Raw genomic sequence first — 19560 nt, 5'->3', positions numbered from 1 at the left:
TCCATTTATTATGGCCGAAAAACATTTTGTTGTACAAGGAGCAACCTGTCAGTGCAAATTTAGCGTTGAACCTAAAATTGATAAATTAAAAGTTAAAACGCATTCTAAACATTATGCAAATGATAAAGATGGAAAGGATAAACTTATTGGTACTGACAAAGAAATTGGGCAGACATTAGAAAAAAACACTTTTGGCAAATGTAAAATGCAACCCAACGGGAGTGGAGATTATCTGCCTTGTCAGGCGGTAATTACAAAATGGAGTGGTTTTTATGAGAAAGTAACGTTATCTAATCAAGGTAAAATATTACTTGAAGACAGTAAAGCTACTTGCCCAATTGGAGGCCCGGATTGTATCACAATAAAAAATCATGGACAAGTGGCAGAAGTTTCTAAAAAAAATGTAGAAAACACAAATAGCGAAACAAACGCACAAATATTTCCGGGGATAGACCTGGGTAATTTGGAAATAGAAAACACACAACTACCAATTAAAGATTAGTATTATGCCAAAATTTAAATTAAAAGTTAATCCTGGAATTAATGATGTTTACAATCCAAATAATTCATTTATTAAAATTGAAAAATCCAAACCAAATTCGGATAGCAAAAATAAACCGCAAAATCAAAATCCTTTTGTTAATGTTGTAATAGAAAATTGGAATGAATTAACAGAGGCTGAGAAAAGAGAAACTGTCTGGATATGGAATATAGTTGAAAACAAATTATCATTTACGGACAGCGAATACAACAAATTTATTGGCAAAGGTTACTCCGGAGGAAGATTTTACCTTCCGACAATTTACAGTGGTAATGCAGTTGCCTGGCTAGAGCCTTATATATATGGCGTAACCTCTCCAACATGCAGTCCTAATAATGGTATTTTTGTATCCGGAAAAACAACTCCTAAAGTAGTAGGTTATGAATGGCGAGAGTATTCATCGGGCAATAATGGCGCAATAATAAAAGGTAATACAAAGTATGGCGAAACCATACAGCTTCACATTTATACGGAAGGTTTATACGGAGACGAAATACTAATTGACCTTTGGGATATACAATTTGAGGATGAGGATCTGCCATTATTTGAAAAAGATAATGGTGTATATCAAAGTGTACCAAGACCTAAAGAGCAAATTGACAAAAAAAATGTACCTATATCTCATAAAACATTAACAAGAGAGGTAATAGTACATAAAGATTTGGACGACCGCGTTATTGACTGTCAGCAATATATTTTAGAAACAACAGATAAAAACAATAAAAAATCTACAAAAAAAACTGTACAAAAGTGCGTTGTAGATATTTATGTAGATCCCGTTTGGGCTTTCTTTGTCAATAAAGAAACAAGTAACTCCAAGGGAACTGAAAATTCTATTCAGTTGAAAGCCATTATTTATACGGCTGTAAATAATCAACACTTAAAAATCAACAAAACAAACAATGAACCTTTTATAAAAATATTAGGTCAGACAAAAGAAAAAACGGCTTTAGAACCACAAGGAAACAAAGTTTTGGTTGCCGGTACGATAGAAACTAACATTGCAAATTTTTTACCCTGTAGATTCAACAGAGCTGTGGGTAAATATGCCAGAGGCGAAGAAACCGTTGAAATCGAAATCTATAATGTACAAAACAATAAAAACCTAAAAAAATTAGTTTTTCCTCTGACCGCTGGTATAAAAGAAGCCAGAAAAGATTTCACAGTAGAATTAGAAGGTTTAAAGACCAGTGAATGTTTACACGCTAAAGATCCGGTTAAAACACACACAGGACACGTAATTGATATTTCTAAAATTGAAAAATTAATCGAAAACGGTAAAGGCGAAAGAAGTAAAAAATGGAGATTAGCAGAATATAAAAGTAACAGCCCTGCAAAAGAAAACCCAAATGCCGAAGTTAAAAATCATGGATCAGACGATAGCACGTTTACGAACAATTTTAAATTTATAAATGGTATTTCATCTCTAAAAACTCAATCCTCTTTTAAAGTTTTAGAAGAACACAAGCCTTTCGTTTTGCAGCCTCCAACAGATGAAAAACTGGAATTGCAGGTCGGATATGATTTTACCCATGGAAATACGGTCAGTCCTTTAAATGGATTATTAGCCACTTTATGGCCTAATAATGAAAAAATTGCACAAAAATACCCTGTTACTTTACAAACCTGCTGCCCCAATTTACCTCTGGATATTTTGGTTTATCCGGATACTAAATGGACACTCCAGTTAGCTTTTAATTATGATGCCGAAGAATTTAACAAGATACGGGAGGTCTATCATGACAAATGGAAACTCAAAGAGCTTGAAGCAAAAGATGATCTAAAAAAACTAAAATCCCGATCTGAGAATCTTGATTCTGATGAAAAAAAGAAACGTAAAAAAATAAAAGAAGCCAAACTAAAAGCTAAAAAGGCTAAAGCTAAAGCAAAAAGAAAACAATCCTATAGAAGCCAGGCTTCGCACATGATTAGCAACACTACAGACTTAGGGCTAATTGATTGCGAATTTTCTCTAATATGCGAATTTGATCGTCCTCATCAGGCTTTAGAACTTTCATCCGGAATGCCCGAAATAACCGATTTCCTAAAAAAAATAGGAGATGTAAAAGATTTGATTGAAAGTATTTTTAATGGAAAAAACAACAAGACAACTACAAACTCACCAAAAGGAAACGCCAAAACAAGTAAAAGATCAGAGCGTTTACAAGAGAGATTAGAAAAAAACAAAGCAACAAAAGAGAGCAATTGGAGTTTTGAATTTATACCTCCAAGCGTGGGACTCTCAGTAAGCTGGTATGCAGACCCTCCAAAAGATTTATATACTCCAGTCATGGGAACCATGATAGAAGGGGCTATAGATCTTGATCCTCTTTTTGGATTTGAAATTAAATATGATGTATACCAACTATTGTATAAAATCAATCATCCTGCTGTACTAGCAGTAGTGGCAACATTAGATATTTTAGATGAAGCTCTCGGGGAAAATTTTGACATAAATCTCGATTTAAAAATAACCTCAGAAATTAGTGGTGCACTCAAAGGAACTATAAATACTGCTGAAGGTAGTAAATATACTGAGCGATTAATGAAAGATGATGATGATTCTCCCTGTAAAGTAGATGGAAAAGTAATGCTTAATTTAGAAGGAATGATTCAAGCTAATGGTGAATTCAATTCACTTCTTTTCGGAAAATCCTATGCTTATGGAGAAATTAGCGTAACAGCAACTACTGGTATATCTGTTGAATGTGTTACAAAAGCCGATAGAGATAATATTTATATAGAACCTGGAATTAAATTTGAAGGATTTGTATTAGAAGCAATTATAAATGCTGGAGTCGGAACTAATGGCAAAAATGGCGGAAAAAAAACTTTAGAAACAATGAAGAAAGAAGACGGTTTTCATTACACGGCAGAAGGAAAAATCATCATACTTGACCCTTACGAATGGGAAACTGGTTGGAAATTACCTATAATATAATTATAAAGACAAAAATAAATGAAAAAATTAATTCTAACATTAATATTAAGTATCTGTTTAATAAGTTGTAACTCTCAAGAAAAAAAAGAAAACAAAATGACCACTGAAGAAAGATTAACATATATATCAAGCAAAATAAAAAAATATGATTATGAACCCTTGTATCAAATAAAAGTTAAAACACAAAATTGCTATCAGATATTAGTAAATGATTTTCCTGTATATACTTATTTCGATAAAATGAGTGGTAAAATAGGTTTCAATATTAATTCAGCTATTTTAAAAAGTGGCATTCAAACTTTACAAATAAAAATATATCCAAGTTATAATTCTCAAAACATTCAAAATGAACATCTAACCAATAAGGATTTCTTTTCTTTAGAAATAGAACAAACATCATGGAATAAAAATGGTCACTTAGAAAAACCTGAAACCATCTTAAAGTATGAACTCCCTATGTATAAAATGGATAGTGATGACGAACCTGATTATAGTCAACCTATTGATTATAGTCAGCAAAATCAGTTAACTAAAAATTTTACTTTTCAAGCAAAAGTGCCTTATGAATTAAAAGGATGGTCTGAAAGTGAAGATTTAAGCAAAATAGACAAAAAAGTATTAATGGAAAAAGTGACTCAATATTATTACAAAACTATTGATGCTTTTAAAGATAAGGATTTCGATTATTTTAATACTCTTTATCTTAAAGCAGATACAGAATGGTATCAAGCACAATATTTTTCTGAAAACACAAGAACTACATACCAAAAGGCATTATATGAAACTAATTTTAATAATTTGGAAATACTTCCTTTAAAGAATTACAAATTATCATATTATTGCAACAATACAGTAGTTGCTTTAGAAAGTACATCAGGTCCAAATAGAGGAAATTCAATGTTTTCATATCAACACATCAATAATTCGGGAGCAAAGGTTATCGAATGGACTAATCTATTTTTACACATTCCAAAGGGTTCAAAAGAATTGGAAATCATACGCTAAATGAAAATCATCAATAAATTAAGTTTTTTATTTCTATTTTTTCTTGTGAATTGCAACTCACAAGAAAAAACAGAAAAAACAATGACCACAGAACAAAGACTATCGTTTATAGCTGACAAAGTAAAATACTTTGATTATCAGCCAATTTATAGAATAAAAATAGAAACTAATCTTAATTATGAAATAACTGTTAATGATCTTCCTGTCGCAAAAAAAATTAATAGTGATTCTGGTACTCTTTGGTTTCCAATTAACTATTCCATTCTAAGAAGTGGTATACAACAATTACAAATAAAAATATACCCATCATACAAAGACAAACAAACCCCCTCGCCTTTTTTTACTAAAAATCCAAAACTTAACTTTGAAATTGAAAAAACAGCATGGGATAAGAACGGTAATTTAGAAGAACCTATAAGTGTCATGAGATATGAACTTCCTCAATATAAATTAAATAATAATGGAGATTTAGACTATGAAAAGCCTATTGACTATACTCTGCAAAATACAATAATCAATGAATTTAACTTTACAGCAACTATCCCTTACGAACTAAAAGGATGGTCTGAAAGTGAAGATCTTAGTAAAATGGATCAAGAGGTCTTACGTGAAAAAGTTTTAAAATTCTGCGAAAATCTAATTAACAATTACAAAGATGAAAATTTTGACTACGTAAAAACTAAATATTTGAAAGCCGACATAGAATGGTATCAATCAGAATATCTAAAACCAGATGTTATTAAGAAATATCAAAATGCTATGAATGCCAATAAAGGAAAATTCAAAAATACCTTCATCCCTTTAAGTAAATATAAACTGCCAATTCACGGTAATAATAAAATAATTAGCATCGAAAGAAGCGACATTGAAAATAAAGGGAAATCCATTTTTTTATATGAAAAGACAGATAATGAAGGAAATAAAAAGATAATAGCTCTTGATTTATATCTTCATATCCCTAAAGATTCAAAGGAATTAGAAATCATACGTTAAATGAAAATCATCAATAAATTAAGTTTTTTATTTCTATTTTTTCTTGTGAATTGCAACTCTCAAGAAAAAATAGAAAATACTATGAATACTGAAGAAAGAATATCACACATATCAAGCAAAATAAAAAAATATGATTATGAGCCTTTATATCAAATAGAAATTGAAACTTTAAAATGGGTTACAAAAAATCCAACGCCTCCATAGTCATTTTCTGTAGGTTTTTAATAAATTTTTTAACATGTTCGAATCTCTTTTTACATATTTACCTATTCTATTTGTTTCTTTTATTCTTTACCAACTTTTTTCCAAAGCCTGGGAGAAAAGAGAAATTGTTATAACTATAATCAACCCACAAAAAAGTAAATATCATAAAAATGTAAAATTAGCAAAACCAACAAGCGAAATAAACATTATTCCAGTAATTATAAATCTAATTTGGGCGGCCTATAACCTCTATTTGTTTTTTACAGATTTTAGCCCCGAAACAACAATATTGGTAAATTTATGGGGTTCGTTTTTTCTTTTGCTCTTAAATTTTCCTTTATTTTTATACCATGACGAAAAGAAAAAAGAAAAAAAGATACCCATAATAATGTTTATATGTATATCGCTTTGTTTCTTTCCAATCTTACTTTATTATAATGGATTAGATTTCATTAACTTACTAATTGGGTGGGGCTACAATTATATAGTATTATTATTTTTTAGTAATACGAAAGCAATAAACTATACAAAAGGAAAAACTGTTTTTTTTATATTGTTCTGGTTAGTCATTCTAATAGCATCAATTGTTATCGTTGTTAATTTTGAGTTACCTTCAAAATACAATTATGGTTTTTTAGTTAACTGTTTCTATTTTTTAACCTATGCTTATTTTTGCTATTTCTCAAATAAATATGAAAATATAAAAACTGTCTAAACACAAAAAATCCCAAACTCCAGTTTTAAAATTGGAATTTGGGATTTAATATTTTTTGGAATTTAAAAAAACTTACGCTTTTTTAGCATTCAAAGCAGCACTCATTTCCATTGAAATAGCAGAACGCTCTAATTTTAATTTTCCTGACATTGTTTCAATAACAACAGTAGTTTCTGCAAGTTCAACAACTTTACCGTGAAAACCACTTTTAGTAATTATTTTGTCACCTACTTTTAGGCTGCTTTCAAATTCTTTTTCGTTTTTTGCTCTTTTTTGCTGTGGTCTGATCATGAAGAAATAGATTACCACAAACATTAAAAGAAATGGCGCAAATTGACCTAATTGTCCTCCCATAATTTAAATTTATTTTTGATTTATATTTAATATTTTTTTGCTATTCGACTCCGCTCAGAGTGACATTGGAATTTGTTATTTGATTTTGGAATTTATTTAAAAATTACATCAATCCTCTTCCAACCTTAATCATTTTTTTATTAGCGGTAAGCTCTTTTACAAGATTATCTAAAATTCCGTTGATAAAAATACTGCTTTTTGGTGTAGAATACTCTTTTGCAATTTCTAAATATTCATTCAGCGTTACTTTTACCGGAATTGAAGGAAATTTCAAAAATTCACAAATTGCCATTTTCAGGATAATGGTATCGATTTCTGCAATTCTTTCGCTATCCCAGTTTGGCGTTTTATCATCGTATTCTTTTGCTAAAACTGATTCATTTAAAACGGTACGTCTAAACAAATCCTTTGCAAAGTCTTTATCTTCAACATCTTTATACAATTTTGGCACTCTGAAATCATCAGGATCTTCTGTTTTAATTGCCTTTAATTGTTTAATAATATGCGTATTTACAACCGGAATATCATCTACCCACGTTAATTTATCATCTTCCAGATATTCATACAATTTTTCATTCGGAACAATGACTTCTGAAAACAAATCGATTACAAATTGTCTGTCTTCTTCAAAAGTATTTACATTGTTGCTCATGTATTTTACATACAAATCGCTTGCTTTAATATCATTTAAAAGCAAAATGATATAATCGTCGTTTAAAGACCAGTTGTTGATTTTACGATTTTCTAAAGCAATGCTAAGAGAATTGCTTTCGGCAAGAAGCTGAAAAATTTTGTTTTTGATAAATTTTTCGTTCGGATTACGTTCTGCCGCAGTGGCAAGGTGTTTTTTGCTGGAAAGATGTAAAAAAACGGATTCTTTTTTGCAAATTTCAATCAATGAAGAAAGCATTATAAGATATAAATCCTGAATATTATCGATGCTGTAAAAAAGAAATTTTTCTTCTTTTTCCAGATTATCAGAACCGCTTTGATGCATTGCATAAATGGATTGCATGACTTTAACGCGTAAGTGTCTTCTATTTACCACCTTGTAAGAACTTTTAAAAATTAGTCTGCAAAAATAAGAATTAAAGAGTTTAAATTAAAATTTAATTCGATAAAAAAAGCCCTGAGAAACCAATTAAGTTTCAGCCTAAAAAAAATCCCAGTTTCCAGTAACAGCTGCTATAGCAAACTGAAACTAAAAACTGAGACAGAGAATCAAACTATTGTTTAAAATTATTTTTTACTGTTTTCGATTTTTCTTTGATCGATACGGTTTTGAGCAATTGTGAGCGCTGCTTTATGGGTTGTTAAACCGTTTTTGGCTGCAAAGTCGATAATTTCTAAAGTTGTATTATAGATATTTTCGGTTTTGCTCATGATTTCTGCTTTTCCATAATGCGCCAATTCGGCATAAACATTGATGATTCCGCCAGCATTGATTAAGAAATCCGGAGCATATAAAATCCCTCTTTCCTGCAATCTAGCACCGTGAACATTTTCATCTGCCAACTGATTGTTTGCTGCACCGGCAATTACTTTTGCTTTAATTTTTTCTATCGTAGCATCATTGATTGTTGCTCCCATTGCGCATGGTGCATAGATATCAACATCAGCAGTATATAAATCTTCGCCTGTATAAATAGATGCGTTATATTTTTGAGCAACCTGATATAATTTTTCTTCATTTATATCAGTAACTGTTACCTGCGCTCCTTCTTTTGTTAAATATTCAACTAAAGTTTCACCTACGTGTCCGATTCCCTGAACCAAAACTTTTTTACCGGCTAAAACATCAGAACCAAACTGACTTTTAGCAGCTGCTTTCATCCCTAAATAAACTCCGTAAGCTGTAACAGGTGAAGGATTTCCTGATCCGCCTCTTTCTTCAGAAATACCCGTAACATAAGGTGTTACATCTCTAACAGTGTCCATGTCTTTTGTTTCCATTCCAACATCTTCAGCTGTAATATATCTTCCGCTTAGAGAATGAACAAACTCACCAAACTTACGCATTAGTTCAGGCGTTTTCTGCGTTTTAGCATCACCAATAATAACCGCTTTACCTCCGCCAATATTAAGTCCGGTAATCGCAGATTTATAAGTCATTCCTCTTGAAAGACGCAAAACATCATTTAGAGCTTCCCATTCAGTGTTGTAATTCCACATTCTGGTACCTCCCAAAGCTGGTCCCATAACCGAATTATGAATACCAATAATTGCTTTTAAACCTGTATCTTTGTCATTGCAAAATACAATTTGTTCGTGATCGTTAAAAGATAACTGACCAAAAACAGGATCCATTTTTTGAAGTTCCTTTCCAGTTGCGAAAGTTGCATCCATAGCGCTAGTATTATTTAGTTAAAATTATGAATTCGTCAAAAAGACATCTCAAACATACATAAAAAATACACATGTGCTAATTTTTAAACTTTAAATTAATAATTTTACAATATAATTGTTTTGATTAAATTGCAATTTATTATACTTTTAATTCATAATAATTCAAAAATTTAAACCAATACAACATCACATTTCTTAAAAAAATGAAAGAATTAAGCTATTTAAACAAATATTTCATTAAGTACAAATACAGTTTTTCTTTTGGAATTTTAATCACTATAATCGCACAAATATTTTTCTTATTTACTCCAAAACTGGTGAGTCAGTCTTTTGATACTATTGAAAAATTCTTAAAATTATCTGAAAGTGATCGGCAATCTTCGATTATTATCGGATATTATAAACAGGATTTAATACATAACGTTCTGTTAATCATAGGAAGTGCAATTGTTGCAGGATTTTTAACTTTTTTAATGCGCCAGACCTTAATTGTAATGTCGCGTCATATTGAATTTGATCTAAAAAATGAGGTTTTCAGTCAATATCAGAACCTCTCTCAAAATTTCTACAAACAAAACCGAACAGGAGATTTAATGAACCGTATCAGCGAAGACGTTTCAAAAGTTCGTATGTATGTTGGACCTGCTGTTATGTATACAATCAACACATTTATACGTTTTACTATTGTTATACTATATATGTATAATGTTTCTCCGTTATTGACTTTATATACACTTCTCCCCCTACCTCTTCTGTCGTATTGTATTTTTAAGCTGAGTTCTGAAATCAATAAACGCAGTACTACTTTTCAGCAGTATTTATCGAAAGTTTCGAGTTTTACTCAGGAAATATTTTCAGGCATCCGGGTTATTAAGGCATATTCATTAGAAAATCAGCACCAGAACAATATGATTGCTCTGTCTGACGAAAGCAAAAGCAAAAGTTTAAGCCTTGCGAGAGTTCAGTCTTTGTTTGGTCCATTAATGATTGCTCTTATCGGAATCAGTAATCTGGTGGTAATTTATTTTGGAGGTATTATGTACATCAACGGAACAATTCCGAATATCGGAACTATTGCCGAATTTATTTTATATGTCAATATGCTGACCTGGCCTGTTGCTTCTTTAGGATGGGTTTCATCAATGGTTCAGGAGGCAGAAGCTTCTCAAAAACGTCTAAATGAGTTTTTAAAAATTGAGCCTGAAATCAAAAACAACAATCCTAATTCGTCAGATATTCAGGGTTCAATTACTTTTGAAAATGTAAGTTTCACTTATCAGGATACTAATATAAAAGCTTTAAAAAATGTAACTTTCTCTGTCAAAAATGGAGAAACATTGGCGATTTTAGGAAAAACCGGTTCCGGAAAATCCACTATCTTATCCTTAATTTCACGTTTGTACGATGTTACCGAAGGAAAAATTACGATTGATGGTAATAAAATCAAGACTTTAAATTTAAATGATTTACGAAACAACATCGGGATTGTACCTCAGGATGCCTTTTTATTTTCGGACACCATTAAAAACAATATCAAATTTGGCAATCAAAATGCAACTGATGAAGAAGTAATTGAAGCTGCAAAAAATGCTGTGGTTCACGATAATATCACAGCTTTCAATAAACAATACGACACTATTTTAGGAGAAAGAGGTATTACACTTTCCGGCGGACAAAAGCAGCGTGTTTCTATTGCACGTGCCATTATTAAAGACCCTGCTATTTTGCTCTTTGACGACTGTCTTTCTGCAGTTGATACTGAAACCGAAGAAACGATTTTGAACAATTTATTTGAAATTTGTAAAGACAAAACCACCATTATAGTTAGCCATCGTGTCTCTTCAGCCAAAAATGCTGACAAAATAATCATTCTGGAAGATGGCAAAATCATACAACAAGGTTCTCATAATCAATTAATAAATCAAGAGGGCTATTATGCATCGTTATATTTAAAACAACTTTCAGAAAAAGAATTACTTTAATTGTTGCGTAATAGATAATTTTTTATGATTTTTGATTACTATTAATTCCAAAAAATGATAGAACGTATTATGAGAGAAAATGACATGTTAGAAAAAGAAGAGATTTTTTCTAAAGTATTACGCGCCGGAAGAAGAACTTATTTCTTTGATGTGAGAGCAACAAAAGCTGACGATTATTATATTACAATTACCGAAAGCAAAAAATTTACTGAAGAAGACGGTTCTTTTCATTTTAAAAAACACAAAATTTACTTATATAAAGAAGATTTTAGTGCTTTTGCCGAAATACTGGAAGAAATGACTTCATATGTTTTGAACCACAAAGGCGAAGAAGTAATATCTGAAAGACACCAAAAAGATTTCAAAAAAGAATACAGCTCTGATAAACCTGAAGGGCAAAGATCGAGTTTTACAGATATTGATTTTGACGATATTTAGTCCAATATAACTTTTTAAAAAGTACGAGTCCAATTTGTTCTGCATTTTGGACTTTTTTTATATATTTAAATCAAAAACATCTCACCTTGAAAACATTAACCGCAAAACTACTTTATTGTTTATTATTTTCTCTCTGGGTAAGTTCAATATCGTACAGCCAAAAATCAGATTTAAATATTGAGACAAAAATAGACAAGGTCATCAAAAATATGACTTTGGAACAAAAAATTGGTCAATTATGCCTGAAAGGAACCTCTAGCCGAAGCAAAGGATTATCTGAAGAATTAAAAAATGAAGTTCGGCTGGGACTGGTTGGAGCGATTCTAAATCTGACAGAGCCTAATCTTGTTCTTGAAATACAAAAAATTGCAGTAGAAGAAAGTCCAACACATATTCCTCTCTTGTTTGGCAGGGATGTCATTCACGGATATAAAACTATTTTCCCGATTCCGTTAGGATTAGCAGCTTCCTGGGATATGTCATTGGTTGAAAAAACATCAAAAATCGCAGCTAATGAGTCCTATTCAAGATGCATAAACTGGACATACGCTCCAATGGTTGATATTGCCAGAGATGCACGATGGGGAAGGATAGCAGAATCTCCGGGTGAAAACCCTTTATTAGCATCGAGATTGGGAGTTGCTTACATAAAAGGTTTTCAAGGCAATAATCCTTCTGTTCCCGGGCAAATTCTGGCGTGTGCAAAACATTTTGCAGCGTATGGGGCCGCTGAGGGAGGAAGGGATTACAATACTGTAAGCATCTCAGAATCCTTACTTCGAAATGTATATTTAAAACCTTTTGAAGCTGCAGCAAAATCAGGAGCTGCAACTTTTATGAGTTCTTTTAATGACCTTAATGGAATTCCGGCTTCGGGGAACCGTTTTTTACTCCAGAAAATTTTACGCGAAGAATGGAAATATGATGGTTTTGTTGTGAGTGACTGGAATTCGGTTACTGAAATGATTCCTCATGGTTATGCCTCCGATGAAAAAGAGGCAGCACTTAAATCTGCATCAGCCGGACTGGACATGGAAATGACCAGTTTATCGTATGCACATCACTTAAAAAACTTAATTTCTGAAAAGAAAATTTCTGAAAAGCAATTAGACGAAATGGTTCGTAATATTCTTAGAATAAAATTGAGAGCCGGGGTTTTTGAAAACCCTTATTTTAAAGACCGTGAAAAATTTTCATTATTAAATGCAGAGGCTTTACAAAAGGCCAGAACAGCTGCCAGTAAAAGCTGTGTTTTATTAAAAAATGAAAATGAAATTTTGCCCTTAAAATCCAATCAAAAAGTAGCGGTTATAGGCCCATTAGCAGACGCACCCCGTGAACAATTAGGAACATGGACTTTTGATGGAAATAAGGAAGACTCCCAAACTCCACTAAAAGCATTACAGAATAGTTTCGGACAAAATAATGTATTTTACGCATCAGGACTTTCGCATAGCCGTTCATTATCCGAAGAAGGATTTGAATCAGCAATTGAAGAAGCTAAAAAATCAGATGTAATTTTATTTTTTGCAGGAGAAGAAGCTATTCTTTCCGGAGAAGCGCATTCAAGAGCCAATATTAATTTACCCGGCCTGCAGGAAAAATTAATAGCCGAATTACATAAAACAGGAAAACCAATCATATTAATATTAATGGCTGGAAGACCTATCACTTTAGGAGCCGTGCTGCCAAAAGTAAACGCTGTTATTATGGCTTGGCATCCTGGTACGATGGCTGGTCCTGCAATTTCTGACCTATTGCAGGGATTGACAAACCCATCAGGAAAATTACCGGTAACCTGGCCAAAAGAAGTAGGACAGATCCCTATCTATTATAATCACCCAAACACAGGAAGACCTGCAGACCCTAAAACTTTTGTAGCAATTCAGGACATTCCGGTCGAAGCATGGCAAAGTTCATTAGGGAATAATTCACATTATCTTGATGCAGGTTATGAACCACAATTTCCTTTTGGATTTGGTTTGAGTTATACCAATTTTTCATATACCAATTTGAAAATCGAAAAATCGAATCTCAAAAACAATGATAGACTAACTGTATCTGCCGATATTACAAACATCGGAAACAAAACAGGAACAGAAACAGTTCAATTGTATGTACGTGATATTACAGGCAGCATTGTAAGGCCTGTTAGAGAGCTTAAAGACTTTTTACAAATCGAATTAAAACCAAAAGAATCTAGAACCATACAATTCTCTATTCCAGTTTCAGATCTTGCGTTTTATAATGATAAAATGGAATTCAAAACAGAATCTGGAGATTTCAAATTCTGGGTAGCATCAAATGCAGAGAACGGTCTCGAAGGTGATTTTAAAGTTGAATAATTTATATTCTTAAAAAATAGTCTTTTTATTATTGAAATTTCTTCTTTTGCCTAAAAATCAGAACATAAAACCAAAACGAATATTCAATATCATAACAGTGCAATAAAGTAAACGAATTAAAAAGAAAAGAAAAAATAATATCTTAAATAAATCCACGGCAATGGAAACACAATTATTGATTTTACCAGGACTCGGAAACTCCGGAGATAAACACTGGCAAACCTTTTGGCATGAAAAATTTAAAAATTCTATTCGTTTAATTCAGGACAATTGGGATGAACCAGTTCGGGAAGACTGGATTAAACGCTTAAATGAAGAAGTTTCAAAAATTGAAAACCCGACCATTTTAGTAGCACATAGTCTGGCAGTTTCTTTGGTTTTACATTGGGCAGAAAGCAATTTTAATAAAAATATAATCGGAGCATTATTGGTTGCTCCCGCAGATGTTGATTCGCCTGAACACACCCCGGATATTATTAGAAATTTTTCACCAATGCCACTTTATCAATTGCCTTTTCCTTCAATTGTAGTTGCAAGCGAAAATGATCCTTATGCTTCTTTTGAGAGAAAACAGTATTTTGCAAAAATGTGGGGCAGCGACTTTGTAAATGTGGGACAGCAAGGACACATTAACTCTGATTCTGATTTAAAATATTGGGAAGAAGGGCAATTAATTTTGCAGAAGTTGATTGATCAAATTAATAGCTAAAAATTTTATTTCAACTCATAGAAAACATAGATTCAAAACTAAAAAAAGAGTCCAAAGATGTTATCTAAAAAACAACGCAATGAACAAGATAGAAGCAAGACAGGACAAAAGCGATTATGAAGATTATTGGGACTTCATAAATTTTCGAATTGATGACAATTGGCTGGATGAAAAGCTTGACGAAATTTATCCAAACGAAATGTTCAAAGGCCTTATTCCGACGCTTGTGTATTGGATGGAACGTGAAGATGAAAAAGCAGTTGTTTGGAAACGAATATTACCGAATGAAAATGAAACAACAATTTGTCCAATTTTGATGTGCCCTGATGACAATGACTTTTCTTGCACACTAATAGTTGCAGAAATCATAAATTGCGGAGACTTTATACAATGGAAACGAGTTGGTATTGATAAAACAAAAGAGTGGGAAGCTGAGAAAGTTGGTTCTACAATAGTCTGGTTTAACAAATTAGAGGAACTCAATTTTTCAAAACAAGACTATTTGACAATGCTCGAGGTTTTCAGAAAACAATTAGCAGTTGATAAGTTGCGAATTGAAGAACACATGAAAGAGAGGAAAGATAAAAAACGAATACCTAAAATATTTTTCATCAGGTTGACTAGCACGCAAACTTGGAGTTTACTTACCTAAACCCCGAACTCCATGTATTAAATTGTATTCAAAAATATAAAATGATTTTATTTTTTGAGCTATGTTTTCCGGTGTTTAATTAAAAACTCAGCCAATTCGCAATCCATTTTCTATTTTAAAATCGGGAGCTAGTAAGATTACGTCCCCCTCCTCGCCTACAGCACCAAGAACAAGACATTCACTCATAAATTTGCCTATTTGCTTTTTAGGAAAATTTACCACAGCTACAATTTGCCTGTTAATCAAATCTTCTTTTTGATATCGCTTAGTAATTTGTGCTGATGATTTTCGAATGCCAATTTCTGCACCAAAATCGATAGTAAGCTGGTAGGCCGGTTTTCTTGCTTCAGGAAAATCGTTTATTTCGATTATGGTTCCGACACGCATATCGGTTCTTTCAAATTCGTTCCAGCTTAAATCCATTCTTTTTAATTGATTATTTGCAAACGTATTAATTTTGTAATTGTTACTACTAATTCTATAACCCTTTTTTTTACAGTCCTTTTAATTTTACAAATCAAATTATTAAGCTAACACAAAAAATTATAAAAAATGGAAAATAGTCTAATAAACACCAATACATCTCTTAGGGATTCAGATTTTGATATTCAGCTGCAAAACACGGATAAATATATTGAAACTGCTAAAAATGTAAAACTGTATGTGAGAGATTACGGAAAAGGAAAACCAGTAATTTTAATTCATGGATGGCCTCTTTCTAATGAAATGTGGGAATACCAAATTCAATTTTTGGTTCAGAATAACTTTAGGGTAATTGCTTATGACCGACGTGGTTTTGGTAAATCATCACAGCCTTGGGATGGTTATGATTACGATACTTTAACAGACGATTTAAGTGAAATTATTGAACAGCTTCAATTAGAAAATGCCACACTTGTCGGTTTTTCTATGGGAGGTGGTGAAGTAGTACGTTATTTTAGCCGTCATGGCGGAAAAGGTGTTACAAAAGCAGCCTTAATTTCATCCATTATTCCTTTTTTAGCCAAAACAGAAGATAATCCTGAAGGACGTCCAAAAGAAAAAGGGGAAGCAACTGCAGCTGCAATCAGAGAGGATAGAATAGGATTTCTTGAAAATTTTGGCAAAACCTTTTTTGGAGTTACTATAATCAACAAACCCTTAAGTACTCCTTTGCTGGAATATTACAGAAATTTATGTTCATTAGCATCCCCAAGAGCAACACTAAAATGTGCTGAATCATTATCAAATACAGATTTTAGAGATGAACTTCAAACCATTAAAGTTCCTACTTTAATTATTCATGGAGATGATGACAAAAATGTTCCAATCGAATTGAGTTCAGAAAAAACTGCTGCAGCCATTGCTAACAATACTTTTATAGTTTATGAAGGTGCACCACACGGACTATTTTACACCGAAAAAGACAAATTAAATCAAGATTTACTTGACTTTTTAAATTCATAAAAATTTAAATTTATATCCAAAGAGTTTACTTCTCTAAAATCTTTGGATATATTTATAGTTGTCGACTTTCTTTTACAGAATAAAAGTTATTTTTGAATAACTAATTCTGTAGAAAATGGCACGAACTCCTTCAAATATGATTCCGCTTGGTACTATTGCCCCAAACTTCAATTTAAAAGACACCAATTCAAATAATGAATATTCTTTTGAAGATTTAAAAGGATCAAAAGGTACTCTGGTCATTTTTATGTGTAACCACTGCCCTTTTGTGCTTCATGTAATAAAAGAAATTGTCATGATTGCCAATGATTATCGCGTTCAGGGAGTTGGTATTATTGCTATTTCAAGTAATGATATTGAAAAATTTCCGCAGGATTCACCAGAAATGATGACTGAATTTGCTTTTGAGAACAAAATAGATTTTCCGTATTTATTTGATGAAACCCAGGAAGTGGCCAAAGGGTATGATGCAGCCTGTACACCTGATTTTTATTTATTTGATAACCAAGACCGTTTATTTTATCGTGGTCAATTAGATGATTCAAGACCAGGAAACGGAATCCCGTTAAGCGGAAGCGATCTGCGAAGTGCAATTGACGCCTTAATCTACAACCGATCTTTAAACGACATACAAAAGCCTAGCATAGGCTGTAATATTAAATGGAAATAATCAGTACAACCATTTAAAAGTTTAACTATCTTAGCAAATCAAAATAAATTATACCATTGTGATTACTCTATTTTTTACAGCCTGTACTTTGTTGTTTTCTTTCAATAGAAAACCACTTGCGACTGTATTAATTTCACATAGTAAGGCCTTTATCAATTAGGCCTCCGTCTATTTCATTTCTTCTTTAAGACGGAGGATTTCACCAGTTTCCAACATAAATTTATTTGACAGATTTTCTTCTTTCAAATTAATAACTTTTATACAGAAATTTAAAAATGACCAAATTTTAAATTTCAATTTGGCAATTAGTTAATGTGGAATCGGACAACTTTATCAAACATTTAATCAATAGAATATGAAACCAACACCTATTTTCTGTAAAACAGATTATCATTTCTTACGGGAATTGATATTAAAAAGTAAAAATTCGACAAATGCTAAAGAAATTGGACAACTCTCGCAGGAATTAGACCGAGCAAAAATTATAAAAGAAAATGAATTAGATCATTCAGTTATCAGAATCAATTCTTATGTTATGATTGAAGATGTAAAGGCTGAAAAACAAATGAAAATTCAAATTGTTCTGCCATCAATGGCTGACATTAAACAGAACAAAATTTCTATACTTGCCCCTTTGAGTGTTGCCATTATTGGATTTAAAGAAAACGACCAGGTTGACTGGGAGTTACCGGCAGGATTAAAAACTTTAAAAATAATTGCAGTTGACAATTCAGATTTAGCTAATTCTTAATTTTTAAACACCTCATTCTTTGAAGGTGTTTTTTTATATGCAAAAAAAAACTATTCAATAAAAATTACTGAATAGTTTTTCTGTCATTTATAAAATATAAATTTCTATAATTGTGAATGAATGTAATTTGTGACAGAAGCCATTTTAACATCGTCTAACTTTGCTTTTTTCTGCATTCTCTCCAAAATTGGCTTCCATTTTTCCTGAGTAAACTTCTTTGGCTCGTATAGTTTGTGACATCTGGCACAACTATTTTCATATAAGCTTTTACCCTCTGCAAGTTCAGGTGTTAATTCGGTTGCCTTCACGGTTTCAGTAACTGCGGGACTAGGCGGAGCAACAGCTGCTTTTGGGGCTCCACACGAAACTAGTAAGATCAATACAGCTAAAGTTAAAATTTTTGATTTCATTGCTTTGGATTTGTTTTTATTTGAAGTAAATATAAAAAAAATCCCATTCGGCTATCGAATGGGATTACTATTTAAAACAATACTAAATTGCTTTATAAATTCTTATTTAACATCCATTAATTCAACGTCAAAAATCAAAGTTGCATGTGGCGGAATCACTCCTCCTGCACCTGATGGACCGTATGCCAAATCAGACGGGATTACAAAACGAGCTTTGTCTCCTACCTGTAATAAAGCGATACCTTCATCCCATCCTTCGATCACCTGACCCTGGCCTAATCTGAACTCGATTGGTTTTTTTCTTGGGTAAGAAGAATCAAAAACTTTTCCGTTTTCTAAAGAACCTTCATAGTGAACAGAAACTGTTTTTCCAGCCTCAGCTTTTTTTCCCTCTCCTTTTTGAATCATTTTGTAACGTAAACCACTTTCTGTTTTATCAAAACCAGCAGCTAATTGTTCCATTTTTGCTTCAGATTCAGCTTTTAAAGCAGCATCTCTTTTTAAACGAGCTCCTTTTAATTCAATAAAAGCTTCAATTGCATTCCATTTTTGAGCTTCTTCACCCACTCTGATGATTTCTACAGCATCCAGATTATCACCTTGAGCAACTGCATCAACCACATCCTGACCTTCGATAACGTGACCAAAAACAGTATGTTTATTATCTAACCATGAAGTAGGAACGTGAGTAATATAAAACTGAGAACCGTTACTTGCAGGTCCTGAATTTGCCATTGCCAAAACTCCAGGACGATCGTGTTTTAAACTTGGGTGAAACTCATCATCAAATTTGTATCCCGGATCTCCTGTCCCAGTTCCTTTTGGACAACCACCCTGAATCATAAAATCAGGAATAACTCTGTGAAATGTTAAACCATCATAGAATTTTTGTCCCTGAGGTTTTACTTTATTTTCCATATTTCCTTCTGCAAGAGCTACAAAATTCCCTACAGTTCCTGGTGCTAATTCGTGTGCTAATTTTACTAAAATCGAACCTTTACCAGTATTGAATTTAGCGTATATTCCGTTTTCCATTGTTGTTATTTTTTAATTGAACG

The 19560-nt window shown here is 32.2% G+C and carries 19 protein-coding genes; 13 read left to right on the top strand and 6 right to left on the bottom strand.

Annotated features, from left to right (window positions below; all coding sequences use genetic code 11):
- The first annotated feature begins 10 nt into the window (after nt 1-10).
- From BXU10_RS13935 to BXU10_RS13915, 5 genes are read left to right on the top strand one after another with little or no spacing between them, the layout of a single operon-like run.
- Nucleotides 11-502 (top strand): DUF4280 domain-containing protein, encoded by a 492-nt coding sequence (locus BXU10_RS13935; protein WP_078227825.1) that lies wholly within the window; start codon nt 11-13, stop codon nt 500-502.
- 4 nt (nt 503-506) lie between these two features.
- Complete coding sequence (locus BXU10_RS13930) at nt 507-3482, top strand: hypothetical protein (protein ID WP_078227824.1); 2976 nt, start codon at nt 507-509, stop codon at nt 3480-3482.
- 18 nt (nt 3483-3500) lie between these two features.
- Complete coding sequence (locus BXU10_RS13925) at nt 3501-4487, top strand: hypothetical protein (RefSeq protein ID WP_078227823.1); 987 nt, start codon at nt 3501-3503, stop codon at nt 4485-4487.
- The gene (locus tag BXU10_RS13920; protein ID WP_078227822.1) at nt 4488-5480 is read left to right on the top strand and encodes a hypothetical protein; all 993 of its coding nucleotides are present in this window, start codon (nt 4488-4490) and stop codon (nt 5478-5480) included.
- Nucleotides 5481-5684 carry a hypothetical protein gene (locus BXU10_RS13915; RefSeq protein WP_078227821.1) on the top strand — a complete coding sequence of 68 codons (204 nt, stop codon included), beginning with the start codon at nt 5481-5483 and terminating at the stop codon, nt 5682-5684.
- A 787-nt stretch (nt 5685-6471) separates the two neighbouring features.
- Here BXU10_RS13915 and yajC read toward each other — a convergent pair.
- From yajC to BXU10_RS13895, 3 genes are all read right to left on the bottom strand, one after another.
- Nucleotides 6472-6753, bottom strand: a complete 282-nt coding sequence (yajC, locus tag BXU10_RS13905; protein ID WP_078227819.1) for a preprotein translocase subunit YajC — start codon at nt 6751-6753, stop codon at nt 6472-6474.
- Nucleotides 6754-6856: 103 nt separating this feature from the next.
- Nucleotides 6857-7768 carry a transcription antitermination factor NusB gene (gene nusB / locus BXU10_RS13900; protein ID WP_078227818.1) on the bottom strand — a complete coding sequence of 304 codons (912 nt, stop codon included), beginning with the start codon at nt 7766-7768 and terminating at the stop codon, nt 6857-6859.
- 224 nt (nt 7769-7992) lie between these two features.
- Nucleotides 7993-9099, bottom strand: coding sequence for a Glu/Leu/Phe/Val dehydrogenase (locus tag BXU10_RS13895; RefSeq protein WP_031453760.1), 1107 nt, complete (start codon nt 9097-9099; stop codon nt 7993-7995).
- Between the two features lie 203 nt (nt 9100-9302).
- Here BXU10_RS13895 and BXU10_RS13890 point away from each other — a divergent pair, with 203 nt between their 5' ends.
- From BXU10_RS13890 to BXU10_RS13870, 5 genes are all read left to right on the top strand, one after another.
- Entirely contained in the window at nt 9303-11081 is a 1779-nt protein-coding gene (locus BXU10_RS13890; RefSeq protein ID WP_078227817.1) for an ABC transporter ATP-binding protein, read from the top strand.
- Nucleotides 11082-11150: 69 nt separating this feature from the next.
- Nucleotides 11151-11519, top strand: a complete 369-nt coding sequence (locus BXU10_RS13885) for a PUR family DNA/RNA-binding protein (protein ID WP_078227816.1) — start codon at nt 11151-11153, stop codon at nt 11517-11519.
- Between the two features lie 86 nt (nt 11520-11605).
- Complete coding sequence (locus BXU10_RS13880) at nt 11606-13864, top strand: glycoside hydrolase family 3 N-terminal domain-containing protein (protein WP_078227815.1); 2259 nt, start codon at nt 11606-11608, stop codon at nt 13862-13864.
- Nucleotides 13865-14024: 160 nt separating this feature from the next.
- The gene (locus tag BXU10_RS13875; RefSeq protein WP_078227814.1) at nt 14025-14573 is read left to right on the top strand and encodes an alpha/beta hydrolase; all 549 of its coding nucleotides are present in this window, start codon (nt 14025-14027) and stop codon (nt 14571-14573) included.
- 79 nt (nt 14574-14652) lie between these two features.
- A complete protein-coding gene (locus tag BXU10_RS13870; RefSeq protein WP_223255441.1) occupies nt 14653-15225 on the top strand; it encodes a hypothetical protein in 573 nt (190 codons plus the stop codon).
- 87 nt (nt 15226-15312) lie between these two features.
- Here the strand turns inward: BXU10_RS13870 and BXU10_RS13865 are convergent, their stop codons facing one another.
- Nucleotides 15313-15648: a tRNA-binding protein gene (locus BXU10_RS13865; RefSeq protein WP_078227813.1), complete on the bottom strand. Its 336-nt coding sequence runs from the start codon at nt 15646-15648 to the stop codon at nt 15313-15315.
- Between the two features lie 129 nt (nt 15649-15777).
- Between BXU10_RS13865 and BXU10_RS13860 the strand changes: the two genes are divergently transcribed.
- The 3 genes from BXU10_RS13860 (at nt 15778) to BXU10_RS13850 (ending at nt 18092) form a co-directional block, all read left to right on the top strand.
- The gene (locus tag BXU10_RS13860; RefSeq protein WP_078227812.1) at nt 15778-16671 is read left to right on the top strand and encodes an alpha/beta fold hydrolase; all 894 of its coding nucleotides are present in this window, start codon (nt 15778-15780) and stop codon (nt 16669-16671) included.
- 115 nt (nt 16672-16786) lie between these two features.
- Complete coding sequence (locus BXU10_RS13855) at nt 16787-17341, top strand: thioredoxin family protein (RefSeq protein ID WP_078227811.1); 555 nt, start codon at nt 16787-16789, stop codon at nt 17339-17341.
- 355 nt (nt 17342-17696) lie between these two features.
- Entirely contained in the window at nt 17697-18092 is a 396-nt protein-coding gene (locus BXU10_RS13850; RefSeq protein WP_078227810.1) for a GreA/GreB family elongation factor, read from the top strand.
- Between the two features lie 104 nt (nt 18093-18196).
- Here BXU10_RS13850 and BXU10_RS13845 read toward each other — a convergent pair whose 3' ends face one another.
- The gene (locus BXU10_RS13845; RefSeq protein WP_078227809.1) at nt 18197-18502 is read right to left on the bottom strand and encodes a cytochrome C; all 306 of its coding nucleotides are present in this window, start codon (nt 18500-18502) and stop codon (nt 18197-18199) included.
- A 102-nt stretch (nt 18503-18604) separates the two neighbouring features.
- Entirely contained in the window at nt 18605-19537 is a 933-nt protein-coding gene (locus BXU10_RS13840; RefSeq protein WP_031453750.1) for a peptidylprolyl isomerase, read from the bottom strand.
- Nucleotides 19538-19560: the final 23 nt, after the last annotated feature.

This window comes from Flavobacterium sp. LM4 (assembly GCF_002017935.1).
In the GTDB taxonomy this organism is placed as follows: Bacteria; Bacteroidota; Bacteroidia; order Flavobacteriales; family Flavobacteriaceae; genus Flavobacterium; species Flavobacterium chungangense.
This window is presented reverse-complemented; position numbering and strand designations above follow the sequence as displayed.